Origin of the sequence: Ectobacillus ponti (genome assembly GCF_024294785.1) — a bacterium.
Taxonomy (GTDB): Bacteria; Bacillota; Bacilli; order Bacillales; family Bacillaceae_G; genus Ectobacillus; species Ectobacillus ponti.
Genome location: NZ_JANCLT010000010.1, coordinates 66,759 through 85,397, shown reverse-complemented (window position 1 = coordinate 85,397; position 18,639 = coordinate 66,759). Strand labels below are relative to the sequence as shown.

21 protein-coding genes and 1 other annotated feature are annotated in these 18,639 nt (G+C 50.7%); all 21 genes read left to right on the top strand.

All coding sequences use genetic code 11. The annotated features are described in order from the left end of the window. The first annotated feature begins 67 nt into the window (after positions 1–67). The 21 genes from NK662_RS17110 to pyrR all read left to right on the top strand — a co-directional run bounded on the left by NK662_RS17110 (position 68) and on the right by pyrR (position 18,496). Positions 68–853 (top strand): cell division protein FtsQ/DivIB, encoded by a 786-nt coding sequence (locus NK662_RS17110; protein WP_254760162.1) that lies wholly within the window; start codon positions 68–70, stop codon positions 851–853. Continuing rightward, entirely contained in the window at positions 843–1,559 is a 717-nt protein-coding gene (locus NK662_RS17105) for a DUF881 domain-containing protein (RefSeq protein ID WP_254760161.1), read from the top strand. Before NK662_RS17110 ends, NK662_RS17105 begins: the two co-directional genes overlap by 11 nt. Continuing rightward, positions 1,556–2,263 (top strand): DUF881 domain-containing protein, encoded by a 708-nt coding sequence (locus tag NK662_RS17100; protein ID WP_254760160.1) that lies wholly within the window; start codon positions 1,556–1,558, stop codon positions 2,261–2,263. The genes NK662_RS17105 and NK662_RS17100 overlap by 4 nt, the downstream gene beginning before the upstream one ends. Position 2,264: 1 nt before the next feature. Further along, positions 2,265–2,615, top strand: a complete 351-nt coding sequence (locus NK662_RS17095; protein WP_254760159.1) for a small basic family protein — start codon at positions 2,265–2,267, stop codon at positions 2,613–2,615. 126 nt (positions 2,616–2,741) lie between these two features. After that, positions 2,742–4,037, top strand: coding sequence for a cell division protein FtsA (ftsA, locus tag NK662_RS17090; RefSeq protein ID WP_254760158.1), 1,296 nt, complete (start codon positions 2,742–2,744; stop codon positions 4,035–4,037). A gap of 39 nt (positions 4,038–4,076) precedes the next feature. After that, positions 4,077–5,213: a cell division protein FtsZ gene (gene ftsZ, locus NK662_RS17085; RefSeq protein ID WP_254760157.1), complete on the top strand. Its 1,137-nt coding sequence runs from the start codon at positions 4,077–4,079 to the stop codon at positions 5,211–5,213. A 452-nt stretch (positions 5,214–5,665) separates the two neighbouring features. After that, on the top strand, positions 5,666–6,580 hold the full coding sequence (spoIIGA, locus tag NK662_RS17080; protein ID WP_254760156.1) for a sigma-E processing peptidase SpoIIGA: 915 nt from the start codon (positions 5,666–5,668) through the stop codon (positions 6,578–6,580). Between the two features lie 40 nt (positions 6,581–6,620). Continuing rightward, positions 6,621–7,340 (top strand): RNA polymerase sporulation sigma factor SigE, encoded by a 720-nt coding sequence (sigE, locus tag NK662_RS17075; RefSeq protein WP_254760155.1) that lies wholly within the window; start codon positions 6,621–6,623, stop codon positions 7,338–7,340. A 75-nt stretch (positions 7,341–7,415) separates the two neighbouring features. After that, on the top strand, positions 7,416–8,195 hold the full coding sequence (gene sigG / locus NK662_RS17070; protein ID WP_254760154.1) for an RNA polymerase sporulation sigma factor SigG: 780 nt from the start codon (positions 7,416–7,418) through the stop codon (positions 8,193–8,195). A 168-nt stretch (positions 8,196–8,363) separates the two neighbouring features. Then, complete coding sequence (locus NK662_RS17065; RefSeq protein ID WP_254760153.1) at positions 8,364–8,642, top strand: YlmC/YmxH family sporulation protein; 279 nt, start codon at positions 8,364–8,366, stop codon at positions 8,640–8,642. Between the two features lie 108 nt (positions 8,643–8,750). After that, positions 8,751–9,554 (top strand): peptidoglycan editing factor PgeF, encoded by an 804-nt coding sequence (gene pgeF, locus NK662_RS17060; RefSeq protein ID WP_254760152.1) that lies wholly within the window; start codon positions 8,751–8,753, stop codon positions 9,552–9,554. Beyond that, on the top strand, positions 9,551–10,240 hold the full coding sequence (locus NK662_RS17055; RefSeq protein WP_254760151.1) for a YggS family pyridoxal phosphate-dependent enzyme: 690 nt from the start codon (positions 9,551–9,553) through the stop codon (positions 10,238–10,240). Before pgeF ends, NK662_RS17055 begins: the two co-directional genes overlap by 4 nt. Further along, positions 10,237–10,662: a cell division protein SepF gene (locus NK662_RS17050; RefSeq protein ID WP_254760150.1), complete on the top strand. Its 426-nt coding sequence runs from the start codon at positions 10,237–10,239 to the stop codon at positions 10,660–10,662. Before NK662_RS17055 ends, NK662_RS17050 begins: the two co-directional genes overlap by 4 nt. Positions 10,663–10,694: 32 nt before the next feature. Continuing rightward, positions 10,695–10,955: a YggT family protein gene (locus NK662_RS17045; RefSeq protein ID WP_254760149.1), complete on the top strand. Its 261-nt coding sequence runs from the start codon at positions 10,695–10,697 to the stop codon at positions 10,953–10,955. A gap of 10 nt (positions 10,956–10,965) precedes the next feature. Beyond that, on the top strand, positions 10,966–11,733 hold the full coding sequence (locus NK662_RS17040; RefSeq protein WP_254760148.1) for a YlmH family RNA-binding protein: 768 nt from the start codon (positions 10,966–10,968) through the stop codon (positions 11,731–11,733). 87 nt (positions 11,734–11,820) lie between these two features. Then, a complete protein-coding gene (locus tag NK662_RS17035; protein ID WP_254760147.1) occupies positions 11,821–12,321 on the top strand; it encodes a DivIVA domain-containing protein in 501 nt (166 codons plus the stop codon). A gap of 52 nt (positions 12,322–12,373) precedes the next feature. Beyond that, positions 12,374–12,588: a binding site (T-box leader), on the top strand. A gap of 53 nt (positions 12,589–12,641) precedes the next feature. Then, a complete protein-coding gene (ileS, locus tag NK662_RS17030; RefSeq protein ID WP_254760146.1) occupies positions 12,642–15,407 on the top strand; it encodes an isoleucine--tRNA ligase in 2,766 nt (921 codons plus the stop codon). Between the two features lie 523 nt (positions 15,408–15,930). Next, positions 15,931–16,275 carry a TraR/DksA family transcriptional regulator gene (locus tag NK662_RS17025; protein WP_254760145.1) on the top strand — a complete coding sequence of 115 codons (345 nt, stop codon included), beginning with the start codon at positions 15,931–15,933 and terminating at the stop codon, positions 16,273–16,275. Positions 16,276–16,395: 120 nt separating this feature from the next. Next, entirely contained in the window at positions 16,396–16,851 is a 456-nt protein-coding gene (gene lspA, locus NK662_RS17020; RefSeq protein ID WP_254760144.1) for a signal peptidase II, read from the top strand. Between the two features lie 3 nt (positions 16,852–16,854). Continuing rightward, the gene (locus NK662_RS17015) at positions 16,855–17,766 is read left to right on the top strand and encodes an RluA family pseudouridine synthase (protein WP_254760143.1); all 912 of its coding nucleotides are present in this window, start codon (positions 16,855–16,857) and stop codon (positions 17,764–17,766) included. Positions 17,767–17,953: 187 nt separating this feature from the next. Next, the gene (gene pyrR, locus NK662_RS17010) at positions 17,954–18,496 is read left to right on the top strand and encodes a bifunctional pyr operon transcriptional regulator/uracil phosphoribosyltransferase PyrR (protein WP_254760142.1); all 543 of its coding nucleotides are present in this window, start codon (positions 17,954–17,956) and stop codon (positions 18,494–18,496) included. Positions 18,497–18,639 lie beyond the last annotated feature (143 nt).

The following is an 18,639-nucleotide window of genomic DNA, read 5'->3' as shown; positions in this document are numbered from 1 at the left end:
TAATATAGAAAATGGAACGGCATGCTTTCATGCCGTTCTTTACGTTATATAAGTGGGGGAGCTTATCATGAAGGATACGAAGGTCGTTCAGCTTGCGGATCGAATGCCAAGAATTCAGAAGCAAAGCGGCAAGAAGCCGGGCAAGAAGAAGGAGAACCGCAGACTTGTTCTGTACCTGTCTGTCTTGTTCCTTCTTGTCCTGGTTGTTGTGTATTTTCGATCGCCATTCAGCAATGTTTCCGGCGTTCACATCAAAGGCAGCCATTACATGAGTAAAGAAGCTGCAATGAAGATAGCTGGCATTACATATGAAACAAGCTATTTCCTCATCAATCCGGCAGATGCAGAACAAAAGCTGCAGCAGCAGCCGACTGTGGCAAAGGCCAAGGTGAGCAAGCGCTTTTGGCATCAGGTGGATATTGTGATTGAGGAGTATAAAACAGCCGGGTATGTGGAACGGGAGGGAAAGCTTGTTCCCGTATTGGGGAACGGCCGGATGCTGGGGGCATTGCCGGACCGCAAGCTTCCTGTATCGGCGCCCCTGCTGGCAAATATGGAAGAGGAAGCGGTGCTGAAGGATTTGGCTGGCGAGCTGGACCGCATGCCTGCTGGCATTTTTCGTTCCATCTCAGAAATCCACTTGGAGCCGAAGCCGTCTGACCCGCTGCGTATCCGCCTCTATATGAACGAAGGATATCAGGTTATGGCCACAGTCCGGGATTTGGCTAATAAAATGGAGCCGTACCCGTTAATTCTGCAGAATATCAAACCGGGGGAGCATGTGCTCATTCATCTTGAAATGGGCGCGTATATCGAGCGGATTGGCGCGGAGGGAAAGAAAAATGAAGGTTAAGGGACATCATGTACTGCTGTCGCTTGTTTGTCTTGTACTTGGATTTATGCTGTCCTACTCCTATGTTTTCACTTCAAAAAAGGAGGCCCACGAAAAAGAGGGGCGCAATTGGGATCGCGAGTACAAGCTTCGTACCATGTTGATTGATCAGGAAAAGGAAAATACCGTATTGGAACGGAGTGTGGCCTCTTTGCAGGGGAAGGTGCGCAAGGAGGAAAAGCAGCTGGCGGCCCAGGAGGGGAAGCTGTCTGAAACAGTGGCAGAAGCAGAGCAGCTGCGCATGTATCTTGGTGAAGTGAAGGTGCAGGGACCGGGGATTGAAATCACGCTGGCAGATTCCGCGAAGGCACCTGGAGATAAAAATGCCAATAGCTATATCGTCCACGATGTCCACGTGCAGTCCGTCCTCCATGAATTGTATGCTGCCGGTGCCAACGGCATTGCCATTAATGGCCAGCGCCTTACAGCCGGGTCTTATGTGACCTGCAATGGGCCTGTTATTACGGTGGACGGGGTTGAGCATCCGGCTCCCTTTGTCATTGCCGCAATCGGCGATGCCGGCGTGCTGGACAAGGCACTGAACATACGCGGCGGCGTTGTGGAGCAGCTGCTGCAGGATAATGTAATCGTAAAACTGCAGACAAAAGACAATCTTGTGCTGGAGGCATATTACGAAAAGACGAATGCGAAGGGTGGCAAGTCGTGAAGCGGACTACAAAGAGCTTTACGCTCATTTCAGTTATTATCGGATTTATGCTGGCGGTCCAGTACCAAACCCTGCAGCAGCCGGACACCGTTGATACGCGGGATGAATGGCAGCTGAAGGAACGCTTGAAGGTTGAGCAGGAAGCGCAGGTGCATTTGCTGCAGGAGGAGCGGAAATACCGGCGCCAGTTGGAAGGCTATGAACAGAAGCTGCAGGAAGGAAAGGAAGCCGCGCTGCAGGAAACTGTGCAGGAGCTGCGGGAGCGGGCCGGTCTGACGGAAAAGACGGGGCCGGGCATCCGGCTGCACTTGGCGCCGCTGCTTCCCGGAGGAGTGGGGGCTGTTCCGGTGTTATCGCCGCAGCTGCTGCAGCGTTTGGTGAATGAGCTGTATACGTATGGGGCCGGGGCGATCCAAATTGCCGATCAGCGTATCGTGCTGACAACGCCAATCCGGGAAATCAACGGGCGCCTCAGTGTAAACGGCGCACCGCTGCCGGCCTTGCCCATGGATATTGAGGTGATTTCAGGGGATGCACAGAAGCTGTATGACCGAATGAAGGTATCGAGCTCCTTTGATTATTTCGCCATTGACAATATTGAACTGACAATGACGAAGGAAGAGCATTTGATATTGCGCCCGTCCAGCCGTCCTGTACGTCTGCCGGAAATGCGGGAAGTAAAAAAAGAAAGCGGGGACAAGTGATATGTGGCTGCCAATTTTAGGAATCATTCTCGGGGTGTTTCTCGGACTAAGCTCCAATATTACAATTCCTGAGCAATATTCCAATTATTTATCCATTGCGCTTCTTGCGGCGCTGGATACACTATTCGGCGGAATTCGCGCCCATTTGCAGAACATGTATGACGAGGCTGTGTTTATTTCGGGTTTCTTTTTTAATATAATCTTAGCTGCAAGTTTAGCTTTTCTGGGAGTACATCTTGGTGTAGACTTATATCTAGCAGCAATCTTCGCATTTGGTGTCAGATTATTCCAAAATATTGCTGTCATTCGCCGGCTGCTGCTGGCAAGGCGCACTGCAGCGAAACAAAAATAAGAAAAATATCCTATAAAAAAAGGAGAACGTATGGAAACGTTGAATATTTTTCTTATAAATGCAGAGACACGATTGTTGTTCAATAGATGATGGACCAAGGTATAAATGAGAAGGAGGTGCCAAAGAATGAACAGCAGCGAAACATATGTTAGTCTTGACATCGGTACATCCAATGTTAAGGTCATCATTGGCGAAATGGTCGGCGAGGCCTTAAACATTATTGGCGTCGGAAATGTAAAATCGAGCGGGTTGAAAAAAGGCTCTATTGTTGACATAGATGAAACTGTACAATCCATTAAGAAAGCAATTGAGCAGGCTGAGAGAATGGTGGGCATGCACATTGACCGTATTGTTGTCGGCGTGAGTGCCAATCAGGTACAGCTTCTTCCATGTCATGGGGTCGTGGCTGTTTCGAATGAGAATCGGGAAATCGGCAACGAAGATGTGCTGCGCGTGCTGGAAGCGGCACAGATTGTCTCCATTGCTCCAGAGAGGGAAATCATTGAAGTGGTGCCGCAGCAATTCATTGTCGATGGGCTGGATGAAATTAATGACCCGCGTGGCATGATTGGCGTACGCTTGGAAATGGAAGGAACATTGGTCACAGGCTCCAAAACATTGCTACATAATTTGCTGCGCTGTGTGGAAAGAGCAGGACTTGAGGTTGCGGATATTTCTCTGCAGCCGTTGGCGGCGGCAAGCTTGGCGCTTTCAAAGGATGAAAAGAACATGGGGGTGGCGCTCGTTGATATTGGCGGAGGCTCCACAACACTCTCATTCTTTCAGGATGGCGAACTGAAGGCGGCAAGCATTCTTCCGATTGGCGGCGAACATATTACGAAGGATATTGCCATTGTTATGAAGACGTCCACAGAGAATGCAGAGCGTGTGAAGCTGAAGCATGGACATGCCTTCTATGACACCGCTTCTGAGGACGAGCTGTTCAATGTGCAAATCATGGGCAGTGAGTACACTGAGCAATATTCTCAGCTGGAGCTGGCGGATATCATTGAAGCCCGGGCAGAAGAAATGCTGCTGCTGGTGCAGCAGGAGCTGCGCAGGGCTGGAGTGAAACAGCTTCCCGGCGGATATGTGCTGACGGGCGGCGTTGCTGCCATGCCCGGTATGCTGGACTTGGCACAGGATGTTTTGAATCATAATGTGAGAATTGCATCCCCCGACTACATCGGCGTACGTGAGCCCCAATATACAACGGGAGTAGGCATGATCCGGCACTCGTACCAAAAAGCGAAGCTGCGGGGCAAGGTTGTACAGGAGAAGCAGGAAGCCTTTGACCGGAGACCGCAGCCTCCTGTGGCAGCAGCACCGCAGCAGCAAACAAAGCAGCAGGTGAAGCAACAGCGTGAGGACGCACCCGTTTTGTCCAAGATGAAAAAAATGATCCGCTATTTGTGGGATTGAGATACGGAAGTAAAAATGGAGTTCTAGGGGGATTTGAATATGTTAGAGTTTGATATGATGCAAGACCAATTGGCTAATATAAAGGTGATCGGTGTGGGCGGCGGCGGCAACAACGCCGTAAACCGCATGATTGAACATGGCGTGCAGGGCGTGGACTTTATTTCTGTGAATACGGATGCGCAGGCTTTAAACCTATCAAAAGCGGAAATTAGAATGCAGATCGGCGCAAAGCTGACGCGTGGACTTGGTGCCGGCGCCAACCCGGAAGTGGGAAAGAAGGCCGCTGAGGAGAGCAAGGAGCAGATTCAAGAAGCGCTGCGCGGCGCGGATATGGTATTTGTGACCGCCGGCATGGGCGGCGGAACGGGTACAGGTGCAGCGCCTGTCATTGCCCAGGTGGCGAAAGAGCTTGGAGCATTGACGGTAGGTGTTGTGACGCGTCCGTTTACATTTGAAGGCCGCAAGCGCGCAACGCAGGCAGCAGCCGGAATTGCCGCACTGAAAGAAAATGTGGATACGCTCATTGTCATTCCAAATGACCGTCTTCTTGAAATTGTGGATAAGAACACTCCGATGCTGGAAGCGTTCCGTGAAGCGGATAACGTACTGCGCCAAGGGGTTCAAGGCATCTCCGACTTGATTGCGGTGCCGGGCTTGATTAACCTTGACTTTGCAGACGTGAAAACAATCATGTCCAATAAAGGATCTGCCTTAATGGGAATCGGAGTGGGGACAGGTGAAAACCGTGCTGCTGAAGCGGCTAAACGCGCCATCTCTTCCCCATTGCTGGAAACCTCCATTGACGGGGCGCAGGGTGTGCTGATGAATATTACAGGAGGCACGAACCTGAGCTTGTACGAAGTGCAGGAAGCGGCGGACATTGTAGCATCCGCTTCTGATCAGGAAGTGAACATGATTTTCGGTTCCGTTATTAACGAAAACCTCAAGGATGAGATTGTGGTGACTGTAATCGCAACAGGCTTCGATGACAGTATGTCCCTGCAGCCGCCAAAGCCACTCATTCGTCCTTCTGCAGTAAGCACACCGCAGCCGGCTCCGGCAGCACCGCAGCCAAAGCCGCGCGAGGTAAAGCGGGAAGAGCCGGTGTATGACCGCAATACACAACAGGACGACCTGGACGTCCCGGCGTTTTTGCGCAACCGCCGCAGACGATAAATACAAGGAAAGAGCGAGGGCCAGAGGCCTTCGCTCTTTTTATGTTCAGCTGTGCCGGAGAGCCTCCCTTCTGGAAGCCGGGCGAGCCCCTCCGCTTTTCTGGTGTCCAGCTGCGGGGACTGGCAACAACCAGGGAGAACCTGTCCCCATAAAAGGCAAAAAGCGCCTTTTAGGTGCCAGAACCTCCCTTCTGGAAGCCGGGCGAGTCCCCTCCGCTTTTCTGGTGTCCAGCTGCTGCAGCCAGCCATCTGCCAGGGAAGAACCCCCGGCACAAAAAGGCAAAAAGCACTTTTTCGGCCGGGGAACCTTCCCTTCGGATGGCTAAGCGGGCTGCTTCCGCTTTTCGGGGGGAAACCGCAAAATAAGAGGGAAAAACACAGCGGAAACTGACACACTTTCCCATGGAAGGTGCGCTATACTTGTGTCAACCAATGCCAAAAGAGGGTGAGTAGTTGGTTGTCTATGCCGACATGGTTTGGCTGTTGAATGCGGGAATTGACTTGGCGCTGTTATTGCTGACCGCAGCGATCCTGAAGCAAAGGGTGAAGCGGTGGCGGCTGCTGGCAGGGGCGCTGATTGGCTCCTCTATCGTTATCTTCGCCTTCACCCCATGGGCGCAGGTGATGACCCATCCGCTCATGAAGCTGCTGTACTCGTTTTTCATTGTGTATACAACGTTTGGGTTCACCAGGTTTCGCACTTTTATTCAAATTCTTCTCATGTTTTACTTTGTAACCTTTATGGTGGGAGGCGGATTAATCGGGTTTCATTTCTTTTTGCAGACGAGTCCGCTGCTTGGCGGGATGGTTTCAACCAGTACCATTTCCTTCGGGGATCCTGTCAGTTGGGTGTTTGTGCTGCTTGGCGTCCCTGCTGCCTATTACTTCTCCAAGAAACGGATTGAGCATGTTGAAATTACCCACATTCGATTTGACCAGATGGTCCAGGTTGAGCTTGTCGTAGGGCAGAAGGTCAAACAAATAAAAGCCCTGATTGACAGCGGCAACCAACTGTATGATCCCATCACGAAAACTCCGGTCATGATTGTGGAGGCTGCTTGTACCGGAGATCTGTTTCCGACTTGGCTGCTGGAGCAGGCGAAGGAGCCGCATCGGTTTCAGGATGCTCCCGAAGAGGACGATTGGTTGACGCGCTTGCGGATGATTCCATATCGAGGCGTGGGACAGAGCAACTCTTTTCTGCTGGCAGTAAAGCCGGACTGCATCCGGATCCATAAGGACGGCGAGGTGCTGTCCGTCCAGAGAGTGCTGATCGGAATCACACATACCACCCTGTCCGCCGACCGTGAATACGAATGTATTCTTCATCCAAAGCTCCTGCTGACCGCAGGCAGCATTACAGCTTGATTGGGCAATCGGATTGGAACGAATTGAAGGAGGGAACCCTTTGGCAAAGTGGAAGCTGCGCATCACTTATCTATGGTATAAATTATTATGGAAGCTCGGAATTAAGACCGATGAAATTTATTATATCGGCGGGAGCGAGGCGCTGCCGCCGCCGCTGACGAAGGAAGAGGAAGAAATTCTGCTGCGGAAGCTGCCGAGCGGCGATGAGGTGGCACGTTCGCTCCTCATTGAGCGCAACCTGCGCCTCGTTGTCTACATAGCGAGGAAATTTGAGAATACGGGGATCAATATTGAAGACCTCATCAGCATCGGGACGATTGGCTTAATTAAGGCGGTTAATACCTTCAACCCCGAGAAGAAAATCAAACTGGCCACATATGCGTCCCGCTGTATTGAAAATGAAATTCTCATGCATTTGCGGCGCAACAATAAGAACCGCTCGGAGGTTTCGTTTGATGAACCATTGAATATTGATTGGGACGGCAATGAGCTCTTGCTTTCCGATGTGCTGGGAACAGAGGATGATATTATTACAAAAGATCTGGAGGCAAATGTGAACCGCCATTTGCTGTTGAAGGCGCTGCATCAGCTGAATGAACGGGAAAAGCAAATCATGGAGCTCCGCTTCGGATTGGATGGCGGCGAGGAGAAAACGCAGAAGGATGTAGCTGATATGCTTGGCATTTCACAGTCCTACATTTCCCGCCTGGAGAAGCGGATTATTAAGCGGTTGCGGAAAGAGTTCAACAAGATGGTGTAGGACAGCCGGTGCATAAAATTCCCTACTGAGGAGATACTTTACTTTGTACAGCAACTCCCAGTAGGAGGTAAGACAGTGACAAGGAACAAAGTAGAAATTTGCGGTGTGGACACATCTAAACTTCCAGTACTAAAAAACGACGAAATGAGAAAGCTGTTCCATGAAATGCAAGCCGGCAACACAAGCGCAAGAGAAAAGCTTGTCAACGGCAATCTCCGCCTTGTGCTGAGCGTCATTCAGCGCTTCAACAATCGGGGGGAGTTTGTTGATGATTTGTTCCAGGTCGGCTGCATCGGTCTTATGAAATCCATTGACAACTTTGACCTGAGCCAAAATGTAAAATTTTCAACGTATGCTGTACCGATGATTATTGGGGAAATCCGGCGCTATTTGCGTGACAATAACCCCATTCGCGTGTCCCGCTCGCTGCGGGATATTGCATATAAAGCTTTACAGGTGCGGGAAAAGCTGATGGCTGAGAACTCCAAGGAACCGACAGCCATGGATATTGCTGAGGTGTTGGGAGTGACACATGAAGAGATTGTGTTCGCGCTCGATGCAATTCAGGACCCTGTTTCTTTGTTTGAGCCGATTTACAACGACGGCGGCGATCCGATTTTTGTCATGGACCAGCTCAGCGATGACAGGCAGCGCGATGAGCAATGGGTGGAGGAGCTCGCGTTGAAAGAGGGGATGAAGCGTCTGAATGAACGGGAAAAGATGATCATCCGCAAACGGTTCTTTCAGGGGAAAACACAAATGGAGGTCGCTGAGGAAATCGGCATTTCCCAGGCGCAGGTCTCGCGTCTTGAAAAATCGGCGATTAAGCAAATGAATAAAACCATTCAAGGGTAAGGAAAAGGGGCTGAATGAGAAGGTTGCGCGACAACCTTTTCATTCAGCCCCTCTTTTTTCTGGGGAGATCATGTGCCAGAGATACAGTTGAAAGGGCGATGCGAGTTTCTATTTCATATGCCGGCACCGTGTCTCATATATTGGTTATAAAAGGAGAGGGTGAGCAGCATGATCCGGATTTCGGAATTTCAGACAAAGGACGTTGTAAATGTGGCGGACGGCAAACGGCTTGGCAACATTGGTGATATCGATATCGATTTGCAAACAGGGAAGATACGGGCGGTTGTGATTGCCAAGCCGGGCAAGGCCCTTGGTTTATTTGGGAAAGGTGAGGAAATTGTCGTTCCATGGAAGCAAATTGTCAAGATCGGCGAAGATGTCATCCTTGTTCGGGTTCAGCAAAGCTATCAGCCTGCCGAACCATCACAAACTCCGACAATTTCATGAAAAATGTTACATGTTCCTCTTTTTTTTGTGATATCATTAGGGAAAAATGAAAGTATGGTAAAATAGACAAGAAGTGCCATACTTGCAGGGAAATGAGGGGTCTGTCGAATGAAACAAGAGCCATTTCAGTATGAAGACGGCATCTTGCGGTTACGGGCATGGGAACAGTACTCCATCTTAGCAGGATTTACAACGAGAGAGGGAGGAGTGAGCGAGGCGCCGTTCACTTCTCTGAATTTAGGTCTTCATGTGAAGGATGAGGAGACAGCGGTGCATGAGAACCGCCGCCGTTTGGCCTCCCGCCTTCAGTTCCCATTACATACATGGATTTGTTCAGAGCAGGTGCACGGAAGCAAGGTGGCGCGTACAGGTGCCGCCGATGCCGGAAAAGGGGTATATGCCTATGAGGATGGCATTCCAGGTACAGACGGCATCTACACAGATGAGCAAAATGTTTTGCTTACCTCATGCTATGCGGATTGTGTGCCGCTTTATTTTTATGCGCCCTCCCATTCCTTCATCGGCCTGGCACACGCCGGATGGAAAGGGACAGTTCAGGGAATTGCCCTGGAAATGATTCGAAAATGGGAGGCAGCCGGCGTGCAGGCGGGTGATATTCATGTAGCCATCGGCCCGGCAATCGGGGCCTGCTGCTATGTGGTGGATGACCGTGTCCTGGATGCGGCAAAGCAGGTGGTTGAAGAGGTGCCGTACCGCCAGCTCTCACCGGGCCAGTATGCACTGGATTTGAAAGAGCTGAATGCCCTGATTTGCAAGCAGGCCGGTGTGCACGAGATTCTCGTATCCTCCCGTTGTACAAGCTGTGAGAGCATGTTCTTCTCGCACCGAAGAGACCGGGGGCAGACGGGGAGAATGCTGAGCTTTATTGGATTTAAGGAGGCAGGGCAGTGACGATACAAAAGAGGTTGCAGCAGGTGCAGCAGCAAATTGCCGAAGCATGCAGACGCGCAGGGCGTTCTCCGGAGGAAATAACCATTGTCGCAGTCACGAAGACAGTGGGGATGGACAAGACGAAAGAAGTATTGGCGGCAGGTGTCAAACACCTCGGTGAAAACCGAAGTGAAGGGCTGCTGCCTAAGCATAAGGAAATTGGGACAGATGCCATTTGGCATTTCATCGGCTCGCTGCAGACAAGAAAGGTGAAAGAGGTTGTGGATAAACTGGATTATTTGCACTCTCTGGACCGCTTGTCGCTGGCGCAGGAAATTCATAAGCGGGCGGAGCATACCGTACGCTGCTTTGTGCAGGTGAAAACATCAGCTGAAGAGTCCAAACAGGGTCTTCCGCCGGAGGAGGCAGCCGCGTTTGTGAAGGAGCTTGCCGCATATCCGAAGATTGAAGTAATCGGCCTTATGACCATGGCCCCTTACACGGAGAACGAGGACACGATTCGCGCTTGCTTCCGCACATTGCGCCGGGTGCAGGAGGACGTACAGGCCCTTCAGCTGCCTCATGCGCCGTGCTTGGAGCTTTCAATGGGAATGTCGAATGATTTTGTGATTGCTGTGGAGGAAGGAGCCACATATGTTCGGCTTGGCACAGTCCTTGTCGGAACAGAGCAGGAGGGAGAAGCATGAGCTGGGGTTCAAAGGTGAAAGACTTTTTCTGGGATACACCTGAAGAGAAGGCAGTCGCGTTGCTGTATGAACAAGAAAAGGAGCAGGAACGTATGGATGAAGAAATTCCGCTGGCAAAGGCGCAGCCAAAGCAAAACGTAGTCAGCCTGGAGCAGGTGAAAAAAAGTGCAAAGGTTATGCTGCTTGAGCCGCGCACCTATTCGGAAGCGCAGGGGATTGCAGACCATTTGAAGAACCGGCGCGCGGTTGTCATCAATTTGCAGCGGATGCAGGCTGACCAGGCGCTCCGCATGGTGGATTTTCTGAGTGGCACTACGTACGCCATTGGCGGAGATATTCAAAAACTGGGCATCAAAACCTTCATTTGTACCCCGGAAAACGTGGATATTGTGGGCGCGATTTCAGAGTTGCTCGGAGAATAGAAGAACAACACAAATAAGAGGTGGTAGACTGCATGATTGCTCAGGTATTGCTGACATTGTTCGATATATACTACTACGCCTTGATTGTATACATTTTGCTGTCATGGCTTCCGAATGCCCGGAATTCCGGGTTTGGAGTGTTTTTGGCCCGCATTTGCGAGCCGTATCTGGAGCCGTTCCGCCGCTTTATTCCGCCGATCGGCATGATAGATATCTCGCCTATTGTTGCCATTATTGCGCTGCGTTTCGCGAAGGCAGGCCTATACAACCTTCTAATCAGGATTTTCTACTAGGAGAAGCTGCATGAGTATTTATGATCATTTCCGCCCTGAGGAGGCGGTGTTTGTCGACAAAGTGCTGGAGTGGAAGGATGCTGCCGAGCACTATCATAAGGTAAAGCTCACCGACTTTCTTGACCCGCGCGAGCAGCAAATTATCAGCATGCTGATTGGCGCGCAAGCGGATGCGGCAGTTGCTTTCTCGGGTGCCGCACCGCAGGCTGAGCGCCGGCGTGCTCTGATTTATCCAGCCTATCTGCAGCCGCTTGAAGAGGAGTTTCAGCTGCAGTTGCTGGAGGTGGAATACCCTGCAAAATTTTATACAATCGAGCACCGGCAAGTGCTTGGCGCGTTGATGTCGCTGGGGCTGAAGCGTGAAAAGTACGGAGATATTCTCATTCAGGATGAGCGGGCGCAAATTGTGGCAGCGCGGGAGGTCAGCGACTATATTGCCGCAAACCTGCAGTCCATCGGCCGGGCAAAGGTAACAGTAAAAGCAGCAAAGGAAGCAATCCAGCTTACTGAAGTCTGGGAGGAGAACACAGGAACAGTCTCTTCTCTCCGCCTGGACGTGCTGGCGGCGGAACTGTTCAATGTCTCGCGCCAAAAGATACAGACGCTTATCAAAGGCGGTGTGGTGAAGGTGAACTGGAAGGTGGTGGAGCAGACCTCCTATGAATGCTTTTCCGGTGACATGCTGTCGGTGCGCGGATACGGACGGGGCAAGCTGATGTCTGTTGACGGAAAGTCCAAGAAGGATAAGTGGAAGATTTCATACGGTCTCCTAAAATAAATAGCATGTAAGCAGGAAAGCATCTAACTTTGTCGAAAACAACTATAGCGAAAAATAGAACCATAAGACTACTTGGAGGTGGCATTTGTGCCGTTAACACCATTAGATATCCATAACAAGGAATTTGGCCGGGGATTCCGCGGTTATGATGAGGATGAAGTAAATGAGTTTTTGGATCAGGTCATCAAGGATTATGAACTGATTATCCGTGAGAAGAAGCAGCTGGAGGACCGCGTGGCGGAGCTGGAGCAGCGTCTGCACCATTTCTCCAGCATTGAAGATACACTGAACAAATCGATTCTGATTGCACAAGAGGCAGCAGAAGATGTAAAGCGCAATGCGCAAAAGGAGTCCAAGCTGATTATCCGCGAAGCGGAGAAAAATGCGGACCGCATCATTAATGAGGCGTTGGTGAAGTCCCGCAAGGTTGCTTTTGACATCGAGGAATTGAAGAAGCAATCGAAGGTGTTCCGTACGCGCTTCCGTATGCTGCTGGAGGCGCAGCTCGACATGCTGAACAATGATGACTGGGACAAGCTGCTGGAGTTGGAGGAATCTGAGCTGCTGAAGCAGGAACAATCCCTGTAAGCTTGACGTTTTTGCTTCAATTTCATATAATTCAATAATAGCAAAACAACTGGAAAAAACAGAGATAGGGACAAGTACTTCTTTATACCTTATACAGCGAATCGGGGACGGTGGAAGCCCGAGATAAGAAGAAGAAGGAATATCACCCTGGAGTTCCGCGCTGAACTGACAGTAAGCGCTGGCGTTCATTCACGTTACGAATATAAGCGGATATGGCTGTGCCATATTTATTAGGGTGGTACCGCGGGAGACTCTCTCGTCCCTTTCTGGGGATGAGTGGGTCTCTTTTTGTTTTGTAGAAAAGAAAGGAGCATCTGACAATGGATTACAAAGAAACATTATTGATGCCGCAGACGGAATTTCCGATGCGCGGCAATCTGCCGAAGCGCGAGCCGGATGTGCAGACGAAATGGGCAGAGATGGATATCTATAAGAAGGTACAGGAGCGCACAGCGGGACGTCCGCTATTCGTATTGCACGATGGCCCTCCATATGCGAACGGCGATATTCACATGGGCCATGCCTTGAACAAGGTGCTGAAAGACTTTATCGTCCGCTACAAGTCCATGAACGGCTATTGTGCACCATACGTGCCGGGCTGGGATACGCACGGTCTGCCGATTGAGCAGGCTTTGACCAACAAAGGCGTCAAGCGTAAAGAAATGACAGTAGCGGAATTCCGCAAGCTGTGTGAAGAGTATGCTTATGAGCAAATCGGCCGCCAGCGCGAGCAATTCCTGCGCCTGGGCGTACGCGGTGACTGGTGGAATCCATATATCACACTGAAGCCGGAGTACGAATCCCAACAAATCAAGGTATTTGGCGACATGGCGAAAAAAGGCTATATTTACAAGGGCCTGAAGCCTGTATACTGGTCCCCGACAAGTGAATCTGCGTTGGCGGAAGCAGAGATTGAGTATAAGGATAAGAAATCTCCTTCCATTTATGTGGCATTCGCTGTCCGTGACGGCAAAGGTGTCCTGGAGGGTGACGAGAAATTCATTATCTGGACAACAACGCCTTGGACCATTCCGGCAAACCTCGGAATTTCCCTGCATCCTGACTTGGAGTACAGTGTCGTGGCAGTGGAAGATGAAAAGTATGTAGTTGCTTCTGCGCTGCTTGAGTCTGTGACGAACACAATCGGCTGGGAGAATCCGCAGGTTGTGAAGACTGTAAAAGGCATTGAACTGGAGAACATCATTGCTGTGCATCCATTGTACGGACGTGATTCCCTCGTCATGGTTGGCGAGCACGTAACAACAGATGCCGGCACAGGCTGCGTGCATACTGCGCCGGGACACGGGGAAGACGACTTTATCGTGGGGCAAAAGTACGGCCTTGAGGTGCTTTGTCCGGTGGATGACAAGGGCTGCATGACCAAGGATGCCCCTGGCTTCGAAGGTTTGTTCTATGATGAGGCAAATAAGCCGATTGTAGAGAAGCTGAAGGAAGCTGGTGCGCTGCTGAAGATGGGCTTTATCACACACAGCTACCCGCATGACTGGAGAACGAAGAAACCAATCATCTTCCGTGCCACTGCGCAATGGTTTGCTTCCATTGAGGCATTCCGCAACGAATTGCTGGAGGCTGTCCAGGAAACGAAATGGGTGCCGGCATGGGGCGAAACGCGCCTATTCAACATGGTGCGCGACCGCGGCGACTGGTGTATTTCCCGCCAGCGTGCATGGGGTGTTCCAATTCCAGTATTCTATGCTGAAAATGGAGACTCCATCATCACGGATGAGACAATTGACCATGTAGCAGCATCGTTCCGTGAACATGGCTCCAACATCTGGTTTGAGCGTGAAGCAAAGGATTTGCTGCCGGAAGGCTTTACACATCCGGGCAGCCCGAACGGTGTTTTCCGTAAAGAAACAGATATCATGGATGTTTGGTTTGACTCCGGTTCTTCCCATCAGGCAGTGCTGGAGGAGCGTGACGATCTGCAGCGTCCGGCAGACTTGTACCTGGAAGGCTCTGACCAATATCGCGGCTGGTTTAACTCTTCTCTTTCCACGGCTGTAGCTGTAACAGGCAAAGCGCCTTATAAAGGTGTGCTCAGTCACGGCTTCGTGCTCGACGGCGAAGGGCATAAAATGAGTAAATCATTGGGCAACATTGTTGTGCCGCAAAAGATCATGGATCAGCTCGGTGCGGACATTCTGCGTCTGTGGGTGGCATCTGTTGATTACCAATCTGATGTACGTATCTCTGATGCCATCCTAAAGCAGGTGGCAGAGGTATACCGGAAAATTCGCAATACCTTCCGCTTCCTGCTGGGCAACCTGGCCGGCTTTGATCCTGCTCTGCACGCCATGCCTGTTGCGGAATTGCGTGAAGTGGACCAGTATATGCTGGTGAAGCTGAATGATCTGATCCGCAAGGTGAAGGATTCCTATGAAGCATATGAATTTGCAGGCATCTATCACGCGGTCAACAACTTCTGCACCATTGATTTGAGTGCATTCTATCTTGATTTCACGAAGGATATTCTGTACATTGAAGCGGCTGATAACCGCGACCGTCGTGCAATCCAGACTGTCATGTATGAAACGCTGGCGGCATTGACGAAGCTGGTGGCGCCGATCCTGCCGCATACAGCGGATGAGGTTTGGGGCTATGTTCCGGGCGTCACAGAAGAGAGTGCCCAGCTGACAGATATGCCGGAAGTAACGGAAGTACCAAATGCGGCTGATTTGAAGCAGAAATGGGATGCTTTCCTGCAGCTGCGTGATGATGTGCTGAAGGCGCTGGAGCTTGCGCGGAACGAAAAGGTAATCGGCAAGTCCTTAAATGCCGCCATCACGCTGTACCCAACTGCTGATATGAAGGTGCTGCTTGACTCTGTGAAGGAAGACTTGAAGCAGTTGTTCATCGTATCCGCTGTGGACGTAGCCGGCACGATGGAAGCGGCACCTGCAGAGGCGCAGAAGTATGAATATACGGCCGTTGTGGTGAGAAAGGCAGAAGGTGAAACGTGTGAGCGCTGCTGGATTGTGACACCGGAAGTCGGCCAGGACAGCGAGCATCCGACACTTTGCCTGCGCTGTGCGACTGTTGTAAAGGAAAATTATGTGAAGTAAGTAAGATTAAGAAGCTGTCCCGTGGCGGACAGCTTCTTTTTATCCTTTACACCGCTTTGTAATTTTCCTTACCGTACTTGGGGGTGGAGGGACAGCTGCTTGGAAAAGGTAATTACCTTGTGATGGTTGGCACCTTGCTTCTGTAAGCTTACCAGGCCATGTCAGCATTTGGGGTGAGGTGGTTTCGCTTTTCTTGTGTCCAACTGCAGCGGCCAGCCACCTGCCAGGGAGAACCCGTCTCCATAAAAGGAAAAAAGCGCCTTTTAGGAGCCGGAACCTCCCTTCTTTGGGCTGAACGTGCCGGCTTCGCTTTTCTTGTGTCCAGCTACGGGGACTGGCTCACTGCCAGGGAGAACCTCCGGCACACAAAGGCAAAAAACGCCTTTGAGACCGGAGAACCTCCCTTCGGTGAGCCAAACGAGTCCCCTTCGCTTTTCTGGATAGGAAAAACTTGTCCCTTCTATCCCGATACCTTTCGGATAAACTAATGCTACACCAAGAGGTGACGGAGGGAGTTGCGAACATGGACACAGCTACAATTTACTTCGACATCAGGCAAGAACTCGAATTGATCAGAAGAGAATTGCGGGCAAGATTGGCACAAGAGCAACACCAAATGTACTTCATGGAAACGAGTGTAGAGCTGTTCGGGCCTGTTCTGACAGAAGAGGAAGCAAAGCGCAGGACGGTTTTGCAGCATATTCAGGAGGACTTGAAGGATGTTGAGCTTGCACTGTGCAAAATGGACAATGGAACGTACGGCGTTTGTGAGGAAACAGGACAAACGCTGTCGCTGCGGCAGCTGCATATTATGCCAACCGCGCGTACGATGAATGAACTGCTTTATCAACGTTTGCAAAGCGTATGACAAACACCAACGTTAGTTTATACGATAGCCCCCCGATTATGCCCCGTATGACAGTTCATTGTGAAAAGCGCTCAGCTATGCTACAATTTCGAAGTATACTGTCATTGCGGGGGAGAAGAAATGTATTATGTAATTGCTTTATTCGTGATTGCACTGGATCAACTGACAAAATGGCTGATTGTAAAGAATATGGAGCTTGGCGAGAGTATCCCGATTATTAAGGGAGTGTTGTACATAACCTCTCACCGCAACAGAGGGGCTGCCTGGGGCATCCTCGAAGGGCAAATGTGGTTCTTCTATGGTATCACAGTCATATTTGCCGGGGCTGTGGTTTATTACATTCAGCGTTATGCGAAAAGGGATCGTTTCTTGGGAATTTCACTCGGCCTCATTCTTGGCGGCGCGATTGGAAACTTTATTGACCGTGCATGGCGGCAGGAAGTTGTAGATTTTATCCATACCTACATTTTCACGTACAATTTCCCGGTGTTTAATGTGGCGGATTCCGCGCTTTGCGTCGGAGTCGCCCTCATTGTGGTTCAAACGCTGTTAGAAGGCAAGAAAGCAAAGGAGTAGACTATGCAGGCTGTAGAAGTAAAGATTACAGAGGAACAACAAAATGAACGGATTGACAAGGTGCTGTCCGTTGCGAATGAGGAATGGTCCCGTTCACAGGTGCAGCAGTGGATTAAAGACGGTGTGGTGCTTGTAAACGGACAGACCGTAAAAGGGAACTACAAGGTGAAGAACGGGGACGACATTGTAGTGAACGTTCCGGAGCCGGAGCCGCTTGATGTAGTGGCTGAGCCGATGGATTTGGACATTTATTATGAAGACAGCGATGTATTGGTTGTGAACAAGCCGCGGGGGATGGTTGTCCATCCGGCGCCGGGACATACGGGCGGCACATTGGTGAACGGACTGCTGTATCATTGTAAGGATTTGTCCGGCATTAACGGTGTCATGCGCCCTGGCATCGTGCACCGCATTGACAAAGACACATCCGGATTGCTCATGGTTGCCAAAAATGATATGGCCCATGAATCCCTTGTCAACCAGCTTGTGGCAAAAACGGTTACGCGCCGCTATAAAGCGATTGTGCATGGTGTAATTTCCCATGATACGGGCACAATTGATGCACCGCTTGCACGCGATAAAGTTGACCGCCAGAGCATGGCTGTGGATGAGAACGGCAAGCATGCGGTGACACATTTTCGTGTGCTGGAGCGCTTTACAAACTATACGTTTGTAGAGTGCCAGCTGGAAACGGGGCGGACACATCAAATTCGCGTTCATATGAAGTATATCGGCTATCCGCTGGCCGGCGATCCGAAATACGGCCCGAAGAAAACCTTGGATATTGAGGGACAGGCGCTGCATGCGGGGATTCTTGGTTTTGTGCACCCCCGGACAGGGGAATACATGGAGTTTGAAGCTCCCCTGCCGCCGGAGTTTAAGGTGCTTCTCGAATATTTGCGCCGATCCTCTTGACGAAGCATGAAAATCGTGCCATAATAACAACAGCTTAAGATAAGCCTTTAACACAGCCCCGTGAGGCTGAGAAGGAAACGGTTGAAGAAATGGGCAATTTGTGCCCTTCTTCGGAGGATCCTCTCGCGTGCGTGGCGGGAGGATTTTTTTATGCGTTTCTAGCAGGCAGCCGGGAGGTGAGCAGAACATGAAGCAGAAAGCAGTTGTAATGGATGAACAGATGATTCGCCGGGCCTTAACGCGTGTAAGCCACGAAATTGTGGAGCGCAATAAGGGAGTGGAGGATATCGTGCTTGTCGGCATTAAGACAAGAGGCATTTACATCGCCAGACGATTGGCTGAGAAAATGAGTCAGTTTGAAGGGAAAGCTGTTGCGGTGGGAGAACTCGACATCACCCTGTACCGGGATGATTTGACGCTGCAGTCGCCGGACAAGGAACCGCTGGTAAAGGGCTCTGACATTCCGGTGGATGTAACAGGCAGGAAAGTGATTCTTGTGGACGATGTACTCTACACAGGGAGAACAGTCCGCGCGGCAATGGATGCCCTTGTGGATGTAGGACGGCCGGCGCAAATCCAGCTCGCTGTGCTAGTGGACCGCGGCCATCGCGAACTGCCGATTCGGGCGGATTATGTTGGGAAGAATATTCCAACCTCCAGTGACGAGCGCATTGTTGCCGCACTGTTGGAAGTGGACCATATTGATGAAGTCAGTATTCATGAAAGATAATCCCTTTTAAATGCAGTCCCGTGAGGCTGCCAAAGGGTCTTCGGTTTGCCATGCCTGTTTTGGCATGCTCAGGGACTCTTTGTGCAGCGCACGAAGAGTTTTTTTTATGCCCTTATCTTCAGCTCATATTTTACGAAAAGCGG